General features: G+C 61.0%; 14 protein-coding genes and 2 pseudogenes. 10 read left to right on the top strand and 6 right to left on the bottom strand.

The window, feature by feature from the left end:
• Positions 1-33: 33 nt before the first annotated feature.
• Together RA167_RS08115 and RA167_RS08120 are read left to right on the top strand one after the other, a co-directional pair.
• Entirely contained in the window at positions 34-1140 is a 1107-nt protein-coding gene (locus RA167_RS08115) for an aromatic ring-hydroxylating oxygenase subunit alpha (RefSeq protein WP_076785157.1), read from the top strand.
• Between the two features lie 107 nt (positions 1141-1247).
• Positions 1248-2117: a sulfurtransferase gene (locus RA167_RS08120; protein WP_076785158.1), complete on the top strand. Its 870-nt coding sequence runs from the start codon at positions 1248-1250 to the stop codon at positions 2115-2117.
• Between the two features lie 12 nt (positions 2118-2129).
• Here RA167_RS08120 and RA167_RS08125 read toward each other — a convergent pair whose 3' ends face one another.
• Entirely contained in the window at positions 2130-3581 is a 1452-nt protein-coding gene (locus tag RA167_RS08125; RefSeq protein ID WP_076787266.1) for an NAD(P)/FAD-dependent oxidoreductase, read from the bottom strand.
• Between the two features lie 61 nt (positions 3582-3642).
• On the bottom strand, positions 3643-6417 hold the full coding sequence (gene polA / locus RA167_RS08130) for a DNA polymerase I (protein WP_076785159.1): 2775 nt from the start codon (positions 6415-6417) through the stop codon (positions 3643-3645).
• 1 nt (position 6418) lies between these two features.
• Between polA and RA167_RS08135 the strand changes: the two genes are divergently transcribed.
• On the top strand, positions 6419-7168 hold the full coding sequence (locus RA167_RS08135; RefSeq protein ID WP_076785160.1) for a TIGR00730 family Rossman fold protein: 750 nt from the start codon (positions 6419-6421) through the stop codon (positions 7166-7168).
• A 72-nt stretch (positions 7169-7240) separates the two neighbouring features.
• On the opposite strand, the pseudogene RA167_RS08140 reads toward RA167_RS08135, so the two are convergent.
• Positions 7241-7594, bottom strand: a pseudogene (locus tag RA167_RS08140) (IS110 family transposase); the annotation flags it as partial.
• A 70-nt stretch (positions 7595-7664) separates the two neighbouring features.
• On the opposite strand from RA167_RS08140, the pseudogene RA167_RS08145 reads away from it, so the two are divergent.
• A pseudogene (locus RA167_RS08145) lies at positions 7665-7931 on the top strand (IS30 family transposase); the annotation flags it as partial.
• Between the two features lie 277 nt (positions 7932-8208).
• Positions 8209-8919 (top strand): hypothetical protein, encoded by a 711-nt coding sequence (locus RA167_RS08150; RefSeq protein ID WP_139336977.1) that lies wholly within the window; start codon positions 8209-8211, stop codon positions 8917-8919.
• Positions 8920-9303: 384 nt separating this feature from the next.
• Here RA167_RS08150 and RA167_RS08155 read toward each other — a convergent pair whose 3' ends face one another.
• Positions 9304-10809 (bottom strand): AMP nucleosidase, encoded by a 1506-nt coding sequence (locus tag RA167_RS08155; protein WP_076785161.1) that lies wholly within the window; start codon positions 10807-10809, stop codon positions 9304-9306.
• Between the two features lie 255 nt (positions 10810-11064).
• Here RA167_RS08155 and RA167_RS08160 point away from each other — a divergent pair, with 255 nt between their 5' ends.
• The 3 genes from RA167_RS08160 (at position 11065) to RA167_RS08170 (ending at position 13324) form a co-directional block, all read left to right on the top strand.
• Positions 11065-11457 (top strand): hypothetical protein, encoded by a 393-nt coding sequence (locus tag RA167_RS08160; RefSeq protein WP_076787268.1) that lies wholly within the window; start codon positions 11065-11067, stop codon positions 11455-11457.
• Positions 11458-11550: 93 nt separating this feature from the next.
• Entirely contained in the window at positions 11551-12519 is a 969-nt protein-coding gene (locus tag RA167_RS08165) for a homoserine kinase (protein ID WP_076785162.1), read from the top strand.
• A 10-nt stretch (positions 12520-12529) separates the two neighbouring features.
• On the top strand, positions 12530-13324 hold the full coding sequence (locus tag RA167_RS08170; RefSeq protein ID WP_076785163.1) for a BPSS1780 family membrane protein: 795 nt from the start codon (positions 12530-12532) through the stop codon (positions 13322-13324).
• Positions 13325-13475: 151 nt separating this feature from the next.
• Here the strand turns inward: RA167_RS08170 and RA167_RS08175 are convergent, their stop codons facing one another.
• Complete coding sequence (locus tag RA167_RS08175) at positions 13476-15851, bottom strand: UvrD-helicase domain-containing protein (RefSeq protein WP_076785164.1); 2376 nt, start codon at positions 15849-15851, stop codon at positions 13476-13478.
• 207 nt (positions 15852-16058) lie between these two features.
• On the opposite strand from RA167_RS08175, the gene RA167_RS08180 reads away from it, so the two are divergent.
• On the top strand, positions 16059-18920 hold the full coding sequence (locus RA167_RS08180; protein WP_076785165.1) for a valine--tRNA ligase: 2862 nt from the start codon (positions 16059-16061) through the stop codon (positions 18918-18920).
• Between the two features lie 105 nt (positions 18921-19025).
• Entirely contained in the window at positions 19026-19907 is an 882-nt protein-coding gene (galU, locus tag RA167_RS08185) for a UTP--glucose-1-phosphate uridylyltransferase GalU (protein WP_076785166.1), read from the top strand.
• 37 nt (positions 19908-19944) lie between these two features.
• Here the strand turns inward: galU and RA167_RS08190 are convergent, their stop codons facing one another.
• Positions 19945-20175 (bottom strand): sulfurtransferase TusA family protein, encoded by a 231-nt coding sequence (locus tag RA167_RS08190; RefSeq protein WP_076785167.1) that lies wholly within the window; start codon positions 20173-20175, stop codon positions 19945-19947.
• Positions 20176-20200: the final 25 nt, after the last annotated feature.

Raw genomic sequence — 20200 nt, forward strand, 5'->3', positions numbered from 1 at the left:
GTTCACTGCTTTCACGTCTGCACGGGAGTGGGAATGTCCAATCTGAGCAATGCTCTGCAGCTCAAGTCTATTCACGGCCAGCTGCCTGTTTCAGCCTATTTCGACGAGGCGCTCCTCGCACGCGAGCTCGACGTCCTGTTCAAACGCGGTCCACGCTACATCGGCCATGAACTGATGGTGCCAGAAGCGGGGGACTATTTTGCGCTGCCCGCAGAGAATGAGGGCCGTCTACTGGTGCGTAATCCGCACGGTCGTATCGAACTGCTGTCAAACGTATGCCGGCACCGGCAGGCCATCATGCTCAACGGTCGCGGGCATGTCGAGAACATTGTCTGCCCGCTGCACCGCTGGACATACGACCTGGGCGGCGAGCTGCTCGGCGCGCCGCACTTTTCAGACAATCCGTGCCTGAACCTGGGCGCCACGCCACTGCAGTCCTGGCACGGCATGCTGTTCGAGCGCAACGGCCGGGACGTCGCAAGCGATCTCGCGCGCCTGGGCCCGGCGAGCCACTTCGACTTTTCCGGGTACCTGTACGACCACACCGAAGTCCACGAGTGCAACTACAACTGGAAGACGTTTATCGAGGTCTATCTCGAGGACTATCACGTCGTCCCGTTCCATCCTGGACTCGGTAATTTCGTTTCGTGCGATGATCTGCGATGGGAGTTCGGCGACTGGTACAGCGTGCAGACAGTCGGCGTACACAGCGCCCTCGCGAATCCGGGTTCGCCGACATACCGCAAGTGGCACGACCAGTTGCTAAAGTTCCGCAACGGCGCGCCACCGGATTTCGGTGCGATCTGGATGGTGTACTACCCGAACGTCATGATCGAATGGTACCCGCACGTACTCATCGTGTCGTATCTGATCCCGCGCGGCGTGCAGCGCACGACGAACATCGTCGAGTTCTACTATCCGGAGGAAGTGGCGCTGTTCGAGCGCGAGATGGTTGAAGCCGAGCGCGCGGCCTATCTGGAGACCGCCGTCGAGGACGACGAGATCGCCGAGCGAATGGATGCCGGACGTCGCGCGCTGCTCGCACGCGGCGAATCCCAAGTGGGGCCGTACCAAAGCCCGATGGAAGACGGCATGCAGCACTTCCACGAGTTCCTGCGTCGCGAGCTCGGCACGATTTGACACACGCTTGCGACTAGTCGAGCCGGACTAAGATCCGGCTTTTTTGTTTAGACTAGGGTTAGCTCGCCCAAGGTCGATGTCATGACCGCCTCGCCAGGAGATTCGCCATGCCGCAGCATCGCTACACCACGCTGATTTCCACCGAGAATTTGGCCACCCGGCTCGCCACACCCAGCGTAACCACACTCATTTTCGACTGCCGCTTCGATTTGGCCGACACGTCGGCCGGCGCGGCCGCGTATGACGCTGCGCACATCCCGGGGGCACAGTACCTGGATATCGACCGCGACCTGTCCGGACTAAAGACTGGCACCAACGGGCGCCATCCGCTGCCTGAACGTGAGACGCTCGCACGCCGGCTCGCGCAGCGGGGCTTGAGCCGCGGCGTACAGGTAGTCGCCTACGACGCGCAAGGCGGCATGTTCGCCGCACGGCTGTGGTGGCTGCTGCGCTGGCTGGGCCACGAGGAGGTGGCGTTGCTCGATGGCGGGCTGCAGGCGTGGCAAGCCGCCGGGCAGCCGTTGGACAACGCGATACCGGCCATCACCCCCGGCACGTTCACACCATCGCAGCCGCTGTCGATCAGCATCGACGTCCATGGCGTGCAGCAACAGATGAACGCGGCCGCGTGCCGGATGCTCGACGCTCGGGCGCCGGACCGCTATCGCGGCGAGAACGAGACGATCGATCCGGTCGCCGGCCACATTCCGGGCGCTCGCCATCGCTTTTTCAAAGACAACCTCGCCGCAGACGGCCGCTTCAAGCCCGCCCACACGTTGCGCGACGAATTGTGCTCGTTGCTCGACGATACTGCGCCGGAGCACACGATTCTGTACTGCGGCTCCGGCGTCACCGCGTGCCACAATGTGCTTGCGATGGAAATCGCCGGATTGCACGGCGCGGTCCTGTACGCCGGGTCCTGGAGCGAATGGGTCGCGGACCCGGCCAGGCCTGTTGCCACCGGCGCGCAGCCCTGATTGGCCACGGGCTCAGTGCAGCTTGACCCGCGGCCGCGTGGTGCGCCGCAGCCCGTGCGCCAGCATGTCGAGTAGCATCCGGCCATAGCCATGTAATGCGGCAATATGCATCCGGTACAGCGATTGATACATGAATCGCGCAAAGAGCCCCTCGACGAATAGGCTCTTGCCGATCAGGCCACCCATCAAATTACCGATTGCGTTGTGGCCCAGCGAGACGAGGGAGCCGAAGTCGCGATACGTATAGGTGGGCAAAGCGCGCCCGTCCAGACGCGCACGCAGCGCTTTGAGCAGGAAACTCGCTTGCTGGTGCGCCGCCTGGGCACGGGGTGGCACCGTCCGCTTGGCCTCGGGCCACGGGCATGCCGCGCAATCGCCAAGCGCAAAAATGTCGTCGTCGCTCTCGGTTTGCAACGTCGAACGCACGACCAGCTGGCCGAGTTTGTTGATGGCCAGCCCATCAAGCAACGCGAGCACCGGCGGCGCCTTGATGCCGGCCGCCCACACGGTCAAATCGGCGCGCAACACCTTTGCGCTGCCCGTGACGACCTCGCCGACACGCACTTCCGATACCGCTTCACCGGTCATCACCGAGACGTTGAGCCGTTGCAACAGCGCCGCCGTTGCGGCTGAAACGCGTTCCGGCAACGCCGGCAGGATCCGCGGGCCGGCCTCGATCAACACGATGCCGATGTCGGTGACGGGATCGAGTTTGTGCAAACCATACGCGGCCAGTACATGCGCCGTGTTGCGCAGTTCGGCCGACAGCTCGACGCCGGTGGCGCCCCCGCCGACGATCGCGATCTGGATCCGCGGGCTGACCGCCCCACCCTGCGCAACACTGACCGCCCCGCCATGTGCAGCGCTGGCCGGCCCGCCGTACGCCGGGCTGGCAGCGCCGCCGGGCAGAGGCCCGTGCCCCACCGCTTGCGGGTGCGGCACGGCGGCCGCGGGTGTACCGTCGGCCGCCACGTCAGCGCTGGACAGCGGCCGCTGCGCGCGCATGCACGCGGCGATCAGACGGCGTCGGAAGCGTTCTGCCTGCGCGACCGTATCGAGCGCGATCGCGTGCTGCGCGGCGCCGGTTACGCCAAAGAAATGCGTGGTACTGCCAATTGCGATCACCAGCGTGTCGTAGGCGAGCGTGCGCTCAGGCAGCAGCTCGATGTCATCCTCGTCGCGCACCGCGCTCACGCGAATCGTCTTTGCGGTGCGATTCAACCCAAGCAACTCGCCTTGCTGGAATTCGAAACCGTGCCAGCGCGCCTGCGCCGCATACTCAATCTGGTGCGTAAACGGATCCATGCTGCCGGCCGCCACTTCGTGCAACAACGGCTTCCAGATGTGGGTCGGATAGCGGTCCACGAGTACCACGCTGACGCGCTGCGACCTGACCCGGTTGCCGAGCCGCGTAGCCAGTTCCAATCCGCCAGCGCCGCCGCCGACCACAATGATCCGATGCATGCCGATACCTCCGTCGTTAACCGTCATTCGCATGGCGCCGACAACGCCGGACCACCCGGCGTCAATGCGCTTCCTCCCAGTTGGCACCCGCACCCAATTCAGCGACCAGCGGCACGTTGAGTTGAGCGACCGAACACATCAGCTCGGGCACCTTGGCGCGGATAATCTCCAATTCATCGTCGGGCACCTCCAGCACCAATTCGTCATGGACCTGCATGATCAATCGCGACTTCACGCGCGCGCGCTCGATCCAATCCTGCACAGCGATCATCGACAGCTTGATCAGATCGGCCGCGGTCCCTTGCATCGGCGCGTTAATCGCGGCGCGCTCGGCGGCCTGACGGCGCGGGCCATTGCCGCCGTTGATCTCCGGCAGCCACAGCCGGCGACCAAACACGGTCTGGACGAAACCGCGCGACTTCGCCTCCATCCGCGTCTCGTCCATATACCGCGCGACCCCCGGATAGCGAGCAAAATAGCGGTCGATATAAAGTTTGGCCGCGTCGCGCGCAATGCCCAGATTCGATGCAAGGCCAAACGCGCTCATGCCATAGATCAAGCCGAAATTGATCACTTTCGCGATGCGCCGCTGCTCGCTCGTGACCTCCTGCCGCGTCACGCCGAAGATTTCCGACGCAGTCGCGCGGTGCACGTCCTCGCCGTGCTCGAAGGCCGCCATCAGCGACGCGTCGCCCGAGATGTGCGCCATGATGCGCAACTCGATCTGCGAGTAATCAGCCGAGACGATGCTACTGCCCGGCGGCGCGATGAACGCTTCACGGATACGCCGCCCTTCCGGCGTGCGAACCGGAATGTTCTGCAGATTCGGATCATTGGACGCAAGCCGCCCGGTCACGGCTACTGCCTGTGCATAGTTGGTATGCACGCGGCCAGTGTCCGGATTGATCATCTTCGGCAGCTTGTCCGTATAGGTCGACTTGAGCTTGGTCAACGCGCGGTAGTCGAGCAACACCTTCGGCAGCGGATAGTCCTCGGCGAGCTTCTGCAATACGTCCTCGTCGGTGGACGGCGCGCCTGACGGGGTCTTCTTGACCACCGGCAACTGCAACCGCTGGAAGAAGATCTCGCCGATCTGCTTCGGCGAATTCAAATTGAACTCGCCGCCAGCTAGGGCATACGCCTCGGCCTGCAACTCCAGCATCCGGATGCCAAGCTCGTTGCTCTGCGCAACGAGCCGGTCTTTATCGATCAGCACGCCGTTGCGCTCGATGATCTGCAGCACGCGCGCCGTCGGCAGCTCAATCGATCGATAAACGTAGTCTAGCTCTTTCTCGACCTGGATCTGCGGATATAGCACCTGGTGCAACCGCAACGTGATGTCGGCATCCTCGGCGGAATATTCGGTGGCCACGTCCACCGAGACCTCGTCGAAGCCGATTTGCGCCGCACCTTTGCCGGCGACGTCCTCGTACTTAATCGTCTTTACGCCGAGATGCCGCGTCGCGAGATTGTCCATGTCGTGCGGACGGTGCGATTCGAGCACATACGATTCGAGCAGCGTGTCATGCTCAATGCCGGCCAGCGTGATGCCATGATTCGCCAAGACCTGTGCATCATACTTCAGATGCTGGCCAACCTTCTTATGTGCGGCGCTCTCCAGCCACGGCTTGAGCCGCGCGAGCACCTCGTCGCGCGGCAGTTGCACCGGATGATCCGGCCCGCGGTGCGCGAGCGGAATATATGCGGCGCGCCCGGGATCGGTCGCAAACGATATGCCGACAATACGCGCGCGCATCGGGTCCAGCGATGTGGTCTCGGTGTCAAACGACGTGAGGGGCGCCGCCTCGATCACCGTCAGCCACCGCTCGAACTGCTCCCATGCATTGACGGTTTCGTACTGTCGCTCGATGTCGGTCGCCGGCGCCGGCTCGACCACGCCGGGGCCGAGCGCGACCCCGCCGTCGGCCGTGGCCGTGAACATGTCGGGCCCGGCCTCGCTATCGAGCTCGCGCAACCACGTCTTGAAGCCGTGCCGCAAATAAATGTCGCGCAATTCGTCCTTAGCTTCTGCCCGTGCCTGCAGCGACTCGGCTATGGACTGCACTTGCGGGAACAAGTCGCATTCGGTATGCACGGTAACGAGCCGGCGCGCGGTGGGCAGGAACGCGAGCACACGACGCAGGTTGTCGCCAACCGCGCCCTTGATATCGTTCGCGTGCTCGATGATACCGTCCAGCGTCTGATACTGTGCGAGCCATTTGAGCGCGGTCTTCGGTCCGCACTTATCCACGCCCGGCACGTTGTCGACGGTATCGCCGATCAACGTCAGATAGTCGACGATACGCTCGGGGGGCACGCCGAACTTCGCGATCACGCCGTCGCGGTCGAGCCGCTCATTGGTCATCGTGTTGATCAACGTGACGCGCTCGTTCACCAGTTGCGCGAGGTCCTTATCGCCCGTAGACACCACCACGTTCATGCCAGCCTGCGCAGCGCGCACCGCCAGCGTGCCGATCACGTCGTCGGCCTCCACGCGCTCGATCATCAGCAGCGGCCAGCCGAGCGCGCGCACCGCGACGTGGATTGGCTCGATCTGACGGGACAAGTCCTCGGGCATCGGCGGGCGGTGCGCCTTATAGTCCGGATACCAGTCGTCGCGAAACGTCTTGCCCTTCGCATCGAACACGCACGCGCTATACTCTGCGGGAATGTCGCGACGCAATCGCCTCATCATGTTGATGAGACCGTACAGCGCACCCGTCGGACCACCGTCCGGCCCGCGCAAGTCCGGCATCGCATGGTAGGCCCGGTATAAATAGCTCGAACCATCGACCAATAGCAGGGTCTTGCCTTCGAGGTTCTGATTTTCAAGCATTATGACCAAGAGAAAAGTGATTCCGAGTCTGCGTTCACTCGCAGATCAAGAGCGCGCGACAGCCAAGAAGGCCCGCGCATCGTGGCAGATGTTCACGATTATGGCAGAGTTTATCGAGGCGACCGAGTACCTGTCGGAAATCCGCCCGGCCATCAGCATTTACGGTTCTGCCCGGCTTAAGCCGAACTCGCCATACTACAAGCTCGCCATGCAGATTGCCCGCAAGCTGTCCGATGCCGGCTTTGCAGTGATCTCCGGCGGCGGCCCCGGCATCATGGAAGCCGCCAACAAAGGCGCGCACGCGGGCAAGGCGCCTTCGGTCGGCCTGAACATCGAGTTGCCGCATGAGCAAAGCGGCAACCAGTATCAGGACATCTCGCTGCGCTTCAGACATTTCTTCACCCGCAAGGTCACGTTCGTAAAAAATTCTGACGCGGTGATCGTGATGCCCGGTGGATTTGGCACGCTCGACGAGCTCGCGGAAGTGCTGACGCTGATCCAGACGAAAAAATCGCGCCATGTGCCGATTATCCTGGTTGGCTCCACGTTCTGGAAAGGTCTGTTGGACTGGTTCCGCGACGCGCTTGAACCGATGGGGCTGATCGGCCCACACGACATCGATTTGATGCAGGTGATCGACGAGCCGGACAAGGTGCTCGAGGCCGTGCTCGCATTCTACGAGGAGCGGGCGCCGGCCGAAGGTGCACAGCCTCCGGCCAAGAGCGATGAAGACCGAATGTTCTACCTGTAGGCGCTACTGGAACGCGACTTCGGCAAAGCTGCGCAGCTTGAAGCTGCACTTCTTTTTGGTATCAGTGGGTTACAACGTCTGTTGTGATTCCGTCTTTGGCGTCACAAATCGCATGGCTGGTCGTGAGGCAGCTTCACAGATCGCTTCGTCGACGAAATCGTTTTTTGTTTGATTTTACAAAGGGGCGGACAAACTGGGACGAAATAAGCTTGACCTAATGGCCGAAACCAGTCAGTTCCCGAGCCATGTAATGGGCCCCTGCGCAGGCTTCCATTGCTACGATACAGGCGTGAAAGTTACTGAAGAATTTGATCAGTTGCTGACGCGACACCTTCTTGCGAAGCAAGCCAGGCCAGATTTATTCTACCCGTGGAGGTGAAATGAACGCTTGCCGAGATCAATTCCAATGATCGCCACGTCTTGCATGACATAGGCCTCCAGTTGATGAATCTGTTTAGCGTAACCCCACTGGGCATAACTCTCTGGCAGGTGGGGAAAGCTGCCTGCGGAACTGCGCAAATCGGTCGCATAGGATCAAGGCATGGAACTCGCATAGCACAAGCAATTCGCAGTTGCGATCGACGCGCAGGTCTACTTCTGTGATCCACAAAGCCCGTGGCAGCGAGGCAAGAATGAGAATACCAACGGGTTGCCTCGACAGTACTTTTCCAAAGGCACCAGCCTGGCCGGCTACTCGCGAGGCGATCTGAACAATATCGCTTTGCAATTGAATCAGCGACTCAGAAAGACATTGGGTTCATGAGGCCAGCAAATAAATTAAACGCCAGCATCGTTGCTGCATTCCCCGGTTGAACCCGCCAGTGCGAAGCTGGCAATGTCAAAATCCCTAACTTTAAGCGACCTTACAAAATCTATTGCAATAATAATCCATGATTTTGCATTATTGTTTCACCCATAAGCCATTTAATTAAAAATTGTAGTTTGACTGGGAATAAGCTATATTTTTTGCGGGACCACTCGTTTTATGGGACCGTTCAAATTGTGAATTAGTAAACTTCTTTGCAGAGGTGAGGTTAACCATGCGCAAAACAATCAAACTTATTTTGGTGCTTTTGTTCTCGCTTGTGGCATCGTCAGCTTGGTCCGATGTCGGGGACGTTGATACTGAAGGATACTCTATGGTTATCCCAAATCAAACTAGCACAATACGGGTCCAAGATGTTCAAGTGACAAACGTCGTGGAAGAAGGCGCTGGATGCCCTGAAAATGGTCGCCAAGCAAGAAATGCCAACGGAGCACCACTTTTTTGTCAATCTGGTATATGGAAGCCAGCACAATCTTATCTGGATAGCACAATGCAAGCTCAAGACATTCAAGTGACAAACGTCGTGGAAGAAGGCACTAAATGTCCTGAGAACGGTCGCCAAGCTAGGAACGCCAATGGAACACCACTTTTTTGTCAATCCGGTGTGTGGCGGCTGGCCGTTTCACTTCCGCAACATCAAATTCCACAATATCAAATTGTCTCCGACTATGCGTGTGGAGTCGACAATTTGATCATCTCGTGTCCAGCCGGCTGGCAAGTTATAAGTGGCGGCGGAAACGTATGGGCACCCCAATGCGGTGCACAACCAACCGGTGGAACAAGTGACGGTAGAGGTTTTTGGATGTCTGTCGGACTTGACGTTTCGCAACCGACTAGCGACATGACGGGATGGTGGATCGGTGGCATGCATGACAAGTCGCTAGGTGATAATCTACAAGGGTTTGCAATTTGCATGAAGCAGTAATTAATAGGCCTGCCAAATCTGGCTTGTGGTAACCTTATTTACCGAATGTCCGCCAGATATCGACAGCGGGTCTCTCTCGTGTACTTTGGCGACAGCTTCATGTATTGGTACGCCAAACGTTGAGCCATTATTGCTTTTGTCGTCTGGTGTGTGAATGCCAGTAGGCGTCCAACTTTCCAAGTGCAGTTCATGCATTTCTCAGTTGGACGCTTTGCTTCTATTCGGACGAAGGGATGCCACGTGAGCCACCGCACATCCATGCTGGGGCAATGGCAATGATGCGAAATTATGGTTGTATCCTGATGTGCGAATTGCTTACAGCGACGGCTTTAACCGTTAGTAGCAGTTGGCGAAGCCGCCAATTCCCCGCCTCATCAGGCTTTGCTACTGAAATGCCACCTCAGCAAAGCTGCGCAGCTTGCGGCTGTGCAGCCGGTCCAGTCCGTTGGTGCGCAGCAGCTCCATCGTCTTCACGCCAATCTGCAGGTGCTGGTCCACCTGCGCACGGTAGAACCGATCCGCCATGCCCGGCAACTTCAGTTCACCGTGTAGCGGCTTATCAGATACACACAGCAACGTGCCGTACGGCACGCGGAAGCGAAAACCGTTCGCCGCGATCGTCGCGCTCTCCATGTCGAGCGCGATCGCCCGGCTCTGCGACAGCCGCAGCACCGGTTCGCGATGATCGCGCAGTTCCCAGTTGCGATTGTCGGTGGTGGCGACCGTGCCGGTGCGCATTACGTGCTTAAGCTCGGCACCATCGAGCCGCGTGACCTGCGCGACGGCCCGCTCCAGCGCCACCTGCACTTCGGCCAACGCGGGCACCGGCACCCACAGCGGCAAGTCGTCGTCGAGCACGTGGTCCTCGCGCACATAGCCGTGCGCGAGCACGTAGTCCCCGAGCCGCTGCGTATTGCGCAAACCGGCGCAGTGCCCGAGCATGATCCACGCGTGCGGGCGCAGCACCGCAACGTGATCGGTGATCGTCTTCGCATTGGACGGCCCCACGCCGATATTGATCATCGTGATGCCGCTGCCGTCGGCGCGCTTCAAGTGGTACGCAGGCATCTGCGGCATGCGTGCCACCGGTAGCCCCTGTTCCGGCTGCTCGCCCAGGTTCGCGTTGTACGTGATCACATCGCCGGGTTCAACGAACGCGACGTATTCGCTGCGATACGCGCGCTCGCGCGCATCGTCGGCGCGTGCCATCAGCGAACGGCCAAGCTTGACGAACTGGTCGATGTAGAACTGGTAGTTCGTGTATAGCACGTAGTTCTGGAAGTGCGTCGGCGACGTCGCCGTATAGTGCCGCAGCCGGTGCAGCGAAAAGTCCACTCGCGCCGCGGTGAACAGGGCCAGCGGATGCGGCTCACCAGGCGGCGTCTCGTACGTGCCGTTGACAATGCGGTCGTCCAGCAGCGACAAATCCGGCATGTCGAAGAGGTCGCGCATCTGCCGTAAGCGGTCCACGTCCAGCTCGCCCTCCAAGTGGATGCCTTCCGCAAACGCAAAGTGAATCGGAATGGGCTGCCGCGACACCCCGATCTCGATCGACGCCTTATGGTTCTTCACGAGCAGTCCCAGTTGTTCGCGATAGTAGTCGGCGAACAAGTCCGGCCGGGTCACCGTGGTTTCATAGACGCCGGGGCCCGCGACGAAGCCATACGAGTGGCGTGAATCGATATGCATATTGATGTCCGTGCGAATCCGCACGAACGGATAGCAGGCGCGGATATGCGCCTCGATACGTTCACCGCGCCGATACCGTTCGAATGCATCGCGCAGCGATGCACTGCTGGCATCATAAATGGTGGACAGCCGCTCGACGGCCGCGGCGGGATCATCAAAAGCTTCGGTGCAAAACGTGGCAGACGCATTAATCACATTCATTATTCGATTTCCTCGGAGCAGGCACGACAGCCTGGGTGCGGGAGCGCACAGGGCCGTGCCGATCGGCGCCAATCCACATTATCACGAAACACGGCTGCGATGCGGGGCGCGAAAAAAACGCGGCAACGGCGTCACGCTGGCACCTATGACGCACGCTGGTTTGATAAAATCGCTTTACCGTCTCGGAGAATTGTCATGAAGCCGTTCCACACTGCGCTTGGCGCAACCCCTCGCGGCGCGACCCGGTTCGCGACCATGCTGGTGGCGGCCACCCTGGCACTGGCTGCCACGATGGTCGCTGCGGCGAGCGCGCCACAATCGGACGCCGCGGCAACGCCGGACACCGCCGCGTCGCAGGATGTGAACGAGGCCGTCGGCTTGCCGAATCTGAAGGCAATCAACCGGCCGGCCGGCGTCGCGCATTCGACAGTAGAATTCAACGCGCCCCGCACACCGAGCTTTTACGAAAAGAGTCCGAACGGCACATCGATCACCGAATATCGCGATCGTGGCAAACCGGTCGACATCCAGGTCCATTCGAACTTCGGCACGCGCTACCAGATGAGCGCCTCGCCGGACGTTTCACCGCAAGTGCACGAGAGCGGCAAGCCGTCCACGCGGCTGCCGTCCTTGCAACTCAAGTACTGACCGCCTCGGCGGCCGGCATGCGATGCCGGCCGCACGCGCCCCCCTGTCGCGCCCCACTGGCGGCAGCCTTCGAACCTGTCCAACGACGTCTGCATGGCCGTTTTCACCGCCGTTCCCGAAGCCCGGCTCGCCGCCTGGGTTCAGCACTACGAGATAGGCGAGATCATCGATTTCCGCGACATTGCGTCGGGAATCGAAAACAGCAATTTTTTCTTGACGACAACCACTGGCGAGTACGTGCTGACGATCTTCGAGAAGCTTGCCGCACACGAGTTGCCGTTCTACCTAGAATTGATGCGGCATCTAGCGGCGCATCACGTGCCGGTGCCCGACCCGATGCGCCGCGACGACGGCGCGTTGTTCGGCATACTGATGGACAAGCCCGCCGCGATCGTGACGCGGCTGGACGGCTCGCCGCGGCTAGCGCCGCAGGTTACGCACTGCACCGAAGTCGGACACATGCTGGCGCGGATGCACGTTGCCGGACGAGATTTCCCGATGCACCAGCCGAATTTGCGCGGCCTGCCCTGGTGGCGAGACAATGTCCCAGCGGTGTTGCCCTACGTGACCGATGCGCAGCACCAGCTGCTGGTCAGCGAATTAGCGTATCAGCAGGCGTTCTTCGCGTCGCCCGACTATGCAGCGCTGCCCGGCGGGCCATGCCACTGCGATCTATTCCGCGACAACGTGCTGTTCGCGCTGCGCGACGGGCGCGATACGCTCGGCGGCCTCTTCGACTTCTATTTCGCTGGCTGCGACAAGTGGTTGTTCGATGTCGCCGTGACCGTCAACGACTGGTGTGTCGACCTGGACACCGGTCACCTGGACCAGGCGCGAACCCAGGCGTTGCTGCGCGCGTACCACACCGTGCGACCGTTTACCCCTGCCGAGACGCAACATTGGCGCGATATGCTGCGTGCCGGTGCGTTGCGCTTCTGGTTGTCCCGACTCTATGACTTTTACTTGCCACGCGACGCTCACCTGCTCAAGCCGCACGACCCCGCTCATTTCGAGCGTGTGTTGCGCGAGCGCATCGGCGCCGACGCGTTGCCGTGGCTTTGACTCCTCTGCTATGCGACTGATCGAGGCACCCGCGAAATCCGGCTATATCTGGTTCCGCCAAGGCATCTGGCTGTTCCGCAAGAACCCGCTGAGCTTCTTGGCGATTTTCTTTACCTATTTGTTCTCGATGATGCTCGTCGCGCATGTGCCGGTGGTCGGCTCCGCGCTGTGGCTGATACTCGTGCCGGGTTTGTCCGTCGGGTTCATGAGTGCATGCCGCGACGTGATCGCCGGCAAGCACGTGTTGCCGCTCGCGCTGTTTACCGGCTTTCGCGCGCATGGCGGCGGCGTCGCGCGGCAGCTGTTGCAACTCGGGCTGATCTACCTTGTGCTAGTCACCGCGGGCCTGTTCTTGACGTCGCTGATCGACGGCGGCTCGCTGCTGAAAACCGTCGTCAGCGAAGCGAAGCCGAATGACGACGTCGCCTCCAGTCGCCTGTTCCTTTCCAGTATCGCGCTCGGCTTCGTCATCTACGTGCCGACGATGATGCTGTTCTGGTTCGCGCCACTGCTGACCGCCTGGCATCGCGTGCCGCCAGTCAAGGCGATGTTCTTCAGCTTCGTGGCCTGCTGGCGCAACCGCGGCGCGTTCCTCGTCTATCTAGCCACGTGGTTCGCAATTGTGATGGGCGTGTCGCTGGTGCTCGGTTTCGTGCTGAGCGTGTTCGGCCTAACGAGCGGCGCGTTGACCGCGCTGTTGCCGGTCAGCGTGATCCTGTGGACGATGATTTACTGCTCGTTCTACGCGACCTATCGCGGCTGCTTCAGCGCCGAGCAGCACGCCGGGCCGCCGCCTACCGCATAAGCCGTCGCGGCATTCGCAGCATCGCCCATCGCAGTGCTGTCGCGCGACCGTGCAACGGCACCGTTCGACCACCGCTGGGATTCATGATACTCACCGCTTGCGATCCGTCGTACTCACCACCGGGCCCGTCGTACCCACCTCTGCCGGTTCGTCACACTGACTGCAGTTTCGCAACCGCGAGCGCAAGCCATTTGGTGCCGTGCCGCTTAAATGCGACCTGTGCCTTCGCGTCCGTGCCGCCCCCCTCCAGCGCGGTGATCATGCCCTCGCCGAATTTCGCGTGGAAGACGGATTGGCCGATCCGGAAGCCGCTTTGCGCGGCGCGCTGCTGGTCCGCGAACGCCGGCGCCGGCGCCCCGTCGTCAAAGCGCGCATTGCCATACGGCGCGTCGTCGCGCCGGACGCTGCGGCCGAACCAATCGCGGCCCCATCCAGCATTGTCGCCGAAACCGGCACGCTGACCCCAGCGTGAACCGGGCTCCAGCTTGGGCGTGAGCCACTTCAACACCTCGGCCGGCAATTCGTCAAAGAAACGCGAGCGCACGTTGTAGCGCGTCTGGCCGTGCAACATCCGGCTTTGAGCGAACGACAGATAGAGCCGCTCCTTGGCACGCGTGATTGCAACGTACATCAGGCGCCGCTCTTCCTCGAGCCCATCTTGTTCCGTCACGCTGTTCTCATGCGGGAACAGGCCTTCCTCGAGTCCGGTGATGAACACAGCGGCAAATTCGAGCCCCTTGGCGGCATGCACCGTCATCAATTGCACCGCGTGCTCGCCGGCCTGCGCCTGATTGTCGCCCGCCTCGAGCGACGCATGCGACAGGAAGCCGGCAAGCGGCGTCATCTGCTCGGGATTCTGCGCCGGTGCGTCGATGCGCGACGCCTCCAGTACAGCCTGCTCGCCATCCTCGTCCGGCCCCCGCAGCGCGGCAGCGCGGCCCGCGCCCGGCGCGAGCGGGATCGAGCGCGCCGGCGTATCGAGGCCATAGCCCTCCTCGGACACGAACGCGCTGGCCGCGTTGACTAATTCCTGTAAGTTCTCGATGCGCTCCTGACCTTCACGCTCGTTGGCATAGAATTGCTCCAGCCCGCTGAGCCGAATCACCGCCTCGACCGTCTCCGGCAAGCTCATCGCACGGGTCTCGCCACGCATCCGCTCAATCAACGCGAGAAACCCGCCAAGCGCCTGGCCGGCCTTGCCGGTCACGTAGGGAATTGCCTGTGCCATCGAGCAGTTGTACAGCCGCGCGGCATCAGCCAGTTGCTCAAGCGAACGTGCGCCAATGCCACGGGTCGGAAAATTGACCACCCGCGCAAACGCGGTGTCATCGCTCGGATTGTCGATCAGCCGCAGGTACGCGAGCGCATGTTTGACTTCTTGACGCTCGAAAAAGCGCAGTCCACCGTAGACCCGGTACGCAATCCCGGCATTAACCAGCGTGTGCTCGACCACGCGCGACTGCGCGTTGCTGCGATAAAGCACCGCGATCTCATCGCGCGACAGGCCCGTGTCGATCAGGGCGCGGATTTCCTCGACGATCCAGCCGGCCTCCTGCGAATCGGTCGTCGCTTCATAGACCCGCACCGGCTCACCGTGGCCAGCATCGGTACGCAGGTTCTTGCCGAGCCGTTTCGAATTGTGTGCGATCAGCGCATTGGCGGCATCGAGAATATTGCCGTGCGAACGATAGTTTTGCTCGAGCTTGATCAGGTGCCGGACGTTGAACTCGCGCTCGAAATCAAGCATGTTGCCCACGTTGGCGCCGCGGAACGCGTAAATCGACTGATCGTCGTCGCCGACCGCGAATATCGCATTATGCCCGCCAGCCAGCAGCTTCAGCCACGCATACTGCAGCTTGTTGGTGTCCTGAAATTCGTCGACCAGGATATGCCGGAAACGGGCCTGGTAATGTGCCCGTAGCGTCGGATTGCGTTGCAGTAGCTCATGGCAGCGCAGCAGCAATTCCGCAAAATCGACGACCCCCTCGCGCTGGCATTGTTGCTCGTAGGCGGCATACAGCTCGACGCATTTGCGATTGAAATTGTCGCTCGCATCAACCTGCTCAGGCCGCAAACCTTGCTCCTTCGCATTATTGATGAAGTACTGCAGACTCTTTGCCGGATATTTCTCATCGTCGACGTTCAGGCCCTTCATCAGCCGCTTGATGGCCGACAACTGATCTGCCGTGTCCAAGATCTGGAATGCCTGCGGCAACCCGGCATCGCGGTAATGGGCGCGCAGCATCCGGTTGCACAATCCGTGGAACGTGCCGATCCACATGCCGCGCGTATTGATCGGCAGCATTGCGTCCAGGCGGATCAGCATCTCGCGCGCCGCCTTGTTCGTGAAGGTGACGGCCAGGATACCGGCAGGGCTCGCCTCGCCGCGCGAGATCAACCATGCAATGCGGGTAATGAGCACGCGCGTCTTGCCGCTGCCCGCGCCGGCAAGAATCAGGGCCGGCTCGTTCGGCAGCGTCACCGCTGCATATTGTTCGGGATTCAGTTTGGCAAGCAAATCAGACATGAGCGGCCTTGGTCACAACAAGCTTGTCATTATACGGCCGCAGTCGGCCCGGGCACGCGGAGGATGCGCACGGCATGCAGCCCCACAGCGACAGGTGCCGCAGCATGCGACGGCGCAACCGGCGCTGGCGCATCACCGGCTCCCTTATAATTGACTATGACGATTTATTCCACCGCATTTTCACCGTCTTTCCGGCAGATTTCGACAATGAGCGACAGCGATACCACGCTTGCAAAAAGTTTTGAGCCTTCGACGATCGAGGCGTATTGGGGCCCAGAATGGGAAAAGCGTGGCTACGCGAAGGCAACCTTAGACCCACAGCGGCCCGACTTCGCGATTCAGCTGCCACCGCCGAACGTGACTGGCACGCTGCACATGGGCCACGCGTTCAACCAGACCATCATGGATGGATTGGCGCGTTACCATCGGATGCGCGGCGAGAACACGTTGTGGGTGCCCGGCACGGACCATGCGGGCATCGCCACACAAATCGTCGTGGAGCGCCAACTCGACGCACAAAAGCAATCACGGCACGAACTGGGGCGGGAGCGCTTCGTCGAGCGAGTCTGGCAATGGAAACAGGAATCAGGCTCCACGATCACGCGGCAAATCCGGCGGCTCGGCGCGTCCACCGACTGGTCGCGCGAGTATTTCACGATGGATGAGCGCATGTCCCGCGTCGTCACCGACGTGTTCGTGCGCCTCTACCAGCAAGGGCTGATCTACCGCGGCAAACGGCTCGTGAACTGGGATCCGAAGCTGAGAACCGCGGTATCGGACCTGGAGGTGGTCAGCGAAGAGGAGGACGGCAAGCTATGGCACATCCGCTATCCGCTCACTGACGGCTCAGGCCACCTGAGCGTGGCGACCACACGGCCCGAGACGATGCTCGGCGACGTCGCGGTCATGGTCCATCCGCAGGATGAGCGTTACGCAGCGCTGATCGGCAAGAGCGTCACACTGCCGCTGGTGGGACGCGAGATCCCAGTGATCGCCGACGACTATGTGGAACGCGAGTTTGGCACCGGCGTGGTCAAGGTCACGCCAGCGCACGATTTCAACGACTACCAGGTCGGGCAACGCCACGGATTGCCGCAGATCGTTGTGCTCACGCTCGATGCGAAGATTAACGACAACGCACCGGCCGCCTACCGCGGGCTGGACCGTTTCGACGCGCGCGAGCGCATCGTCGCAGACTTGGACGCGCTCGGCTTACTCGAGTCGGTCAAACCGCACCGGTTGGTCGTGCCGCGTGGTGATCGCACGCAATCCATCATCGAGCCAATGCTCACCGATCAGTGGTTCGTCGCGATGAGCCGGCCAGCGCCCGAAGGTACGTTGCATCCGGGCAAGTCGATCGCGCAAACCTCGTTGGACGTGGTGCGCCACGGCCAGATCAAGTTCGTGCCGGAGAACTGGACCACTACGTACTACCAGTGGCTAGAGAATATCCAGGACTGGTGCATCTCGCGCCAACTCTGGTGGGGCCACCAGATTCCCGCTTGGTATGCGGACGATGGTCGGGTGTTCGTCGCGCATAGCGAGGCCAACGCCCTGGCACAGGCCCGCACACAGGGCTATAACGGCGCGCTCAAGCGCGACGAGGACGTGCTCGACACGTGGTTCTCGTCCGCGCTCGTGCCATTCTCGTCGCTTGGATGGCCGCAATCGACGCCGGAACTCGAGCACTTCCTGCCTTCATCGGTGCTGGTGACGGGCTTCGACATCATCTTCTTCTGGGTCGCCCGAATGGTGATGATGACCACCCATTTCACCGGCAAAGTGCCGTTCCACACCGTGTATGTGCACGGCCTGGTGCGCGACGCCGAAGGCCAGAAGATGTCCAAGAGCCGCGGCAACACGCTCGATCCGATCGACATCGTCGACGGCATTGACCTGGAAACACTCGTCGCTAAGCGCGTAACCGGGTTGATGAATCCGAAACAGGCGGCATCGATCGAGCAAAAGACGCGCAAGGCATTCCCGAATGGGATTCCCGCCTACGGCACCGACGCGCTGCGCTTCACGATGGCGTCGATGGCCACGCTCGGGCGCAACGTAAACTTTGATTTGGCGCGCTGCGAGGGCTATCGCAACTTCTGCAACAAATTATGGAACGCCACGCGCTTCGTGCTGATGAATTGCGAAGGGCATGATTGCGGTATCGTGCCATGCCAAGGTGATTGCGGGCCGCACGGCACGCTCGACTTTTCGCCCGCCGACCGGTGGCTCGTGTCGCTGTTGCAACGGGTCGAGGCCGACGTCGAGAAGGGCTTTGCTGACTATCGCTTCGACAACATTGCAAACGCGATCTACAAGTTCGTCTGGGATGAGTATTGCGACTGGTACGTCGAATTGGCCAAGGTTCAGTTGCAAACCGGCACGCCGGCGCAGCAGCGCAGCACGCGGCGCACGCTGCTCAGCGTGCTCGAGACCATTCTGCGACTCGCGCACCCGCTGATGCCGTTCATTACCGAGGCGTTGTGGCAGAAAGTCGCGCCGCTGGCGGGTCGGTATCCGGCCGGAACCGCAGCCGGCGACGCCTCCGTGATGATGCAGCCCTATCCACGCAGCACGCCGTCGAAGATCGACGAGCGGGCAGAACAGTGGGTTGCCGAACTGAAGGCAGTAGTCGATGCATGTCGTAATTTGCGCGGCGAGATGAATCTGTCGCCCGCCGCCCGCGTGCCGCTGGTGGTGGCCGGCGATGCCACGCGCCTGCGCGAATTCGCGCCCTATGCCCAAGCGCTTGCGCGGTTGTCGGAAGTCCAGGTGCTCGCAGACGAAGCCGCGCTCGACCAACAGGCGCATGGCGCGCCTGTTGCCCTTGTCGGCTCGAACAAGCTGGTACTGAAGGTCGAGATTGACGTTGCCGCTGAACGTGAGCGGCTGACCCGCGAAATCAACCGCATCGGCGGTGAACTGGCCAAATGCAATGCGAAGCTGCAAAACGAGCGTTTTGTGGCCCGCGCACCGGCCGCCGTCGTCGACCAGGAGCGCAAAAGATTGGCAGATTTTGAGTCGATGTTGGCAAAATTGACCACCCAACTCGGGCGGCTTTCGGCATAAAGTGCAGGGTTATCGGCTATAGCGAGGCAATCATTCTTGTCGCGCTATCCATTTCCCCATCTCGGGCTAACGTAGTACAACCGGAAACGAACAGGGTAATCGAAGATGCTCAAAGTTACTAAGGCAGTGTTTCCCGTGGCAGGTCTTGGCACACGGTTCCTCCCGGCCACCAAGGCGAGCCCGAAAGAAATGCTCCCAGTGGTCGACAAGCCGCTGATTCAGTATGCGGTTGAGGAGGCGGTTGCCGCGGGGATCACCGAAATGATTTTCGTGACGGGCCGCAGCAAGCGCGCGATCGAGGATCACTTCGACAAGTCGTATGAGATCGAATCAGAACTCGAGGCTCGCGGCAAGGACAAGTTGCTCGAGTTGGTGCGCGGGATCAAGCCTAGCCACGTTGACTGCTTCTACGTTCGCCAGCCCGAGGCACTCGGACTCGGCCATGCGGTGCTGTGCGCGGAAAAGCTCGTCGGCGACAACCCGTTCGCGGTCATCCTCGCCGACGATCTACTGTACGGTCGCCCGCCCGTGATGAAGCAAATGATCGAGGTATTCGATCACTACCACAGCTCGGTGATCGGCATCGAGGAAGTGCCGCACGAGGAAACGAAGTCGTACGGCATCGTCGACGGCAAGGAATGGGAAGACAACATCGTCAAGATGTCGGGCATCGTCGAGAAGCCGGCCCCGGAGGTCGCGCCATCCAATTTTGGCGTGGTCGGCCGCTATGTACTCAAGCCGCGCATCTTCAGTCACTTGCGTGCACTGAAGCCAGGCGCGGGCGGTGAATTGCAATTGACCGATGCGATCCAGTCGCTGCTCGGCGACGAGCAGGTGCTCGCGTACAAGTACCATGGCACGCGCTTTGACTGCGGCAGCAAGCTCGGCTACCTGAAGGCAACCGTCGAGTTCGCGCTGCAGCACCCGGAGGTTCGCGACGAGTTCGCCGAATACTTACGCACCCGGTCGCCGGTACTCGAAGGCTAACGCCGCGGCACGGCGCCGCAGCTTGCGGTGCATTTGCTCAACGCCGACGCATCAGAAATACGAATGTCTTGTCGGCGCCGGTGCTGGTTTCGACCAGTTCGTTGCCGGTCTGCTTCGCAAACGCGGCGAAATCCCGCTGCGAGCCGGGATCCGTCGCCAGCACTTTCAGGATCTGGCCGCTCTGCATGTCGGCCAATGCTTTCTTCGCGCGCAAAATCGGCAATGGGCAATTCAGCCCCCGCGCGTCGACTTCCTTGTGGACTTCCATCGAATCCCTACCGTTGGCTCAAACG

The sequence above is a fragment of the Mycetohabitans endofungorum genome (assembly GCF_037477895.1).
Taxonomy (GTDB): Bacteria; Pseudomonadota; Gammaproteobacteria; order Burkholderiales; family Burkholderiaceae; genus Mycetohabitans.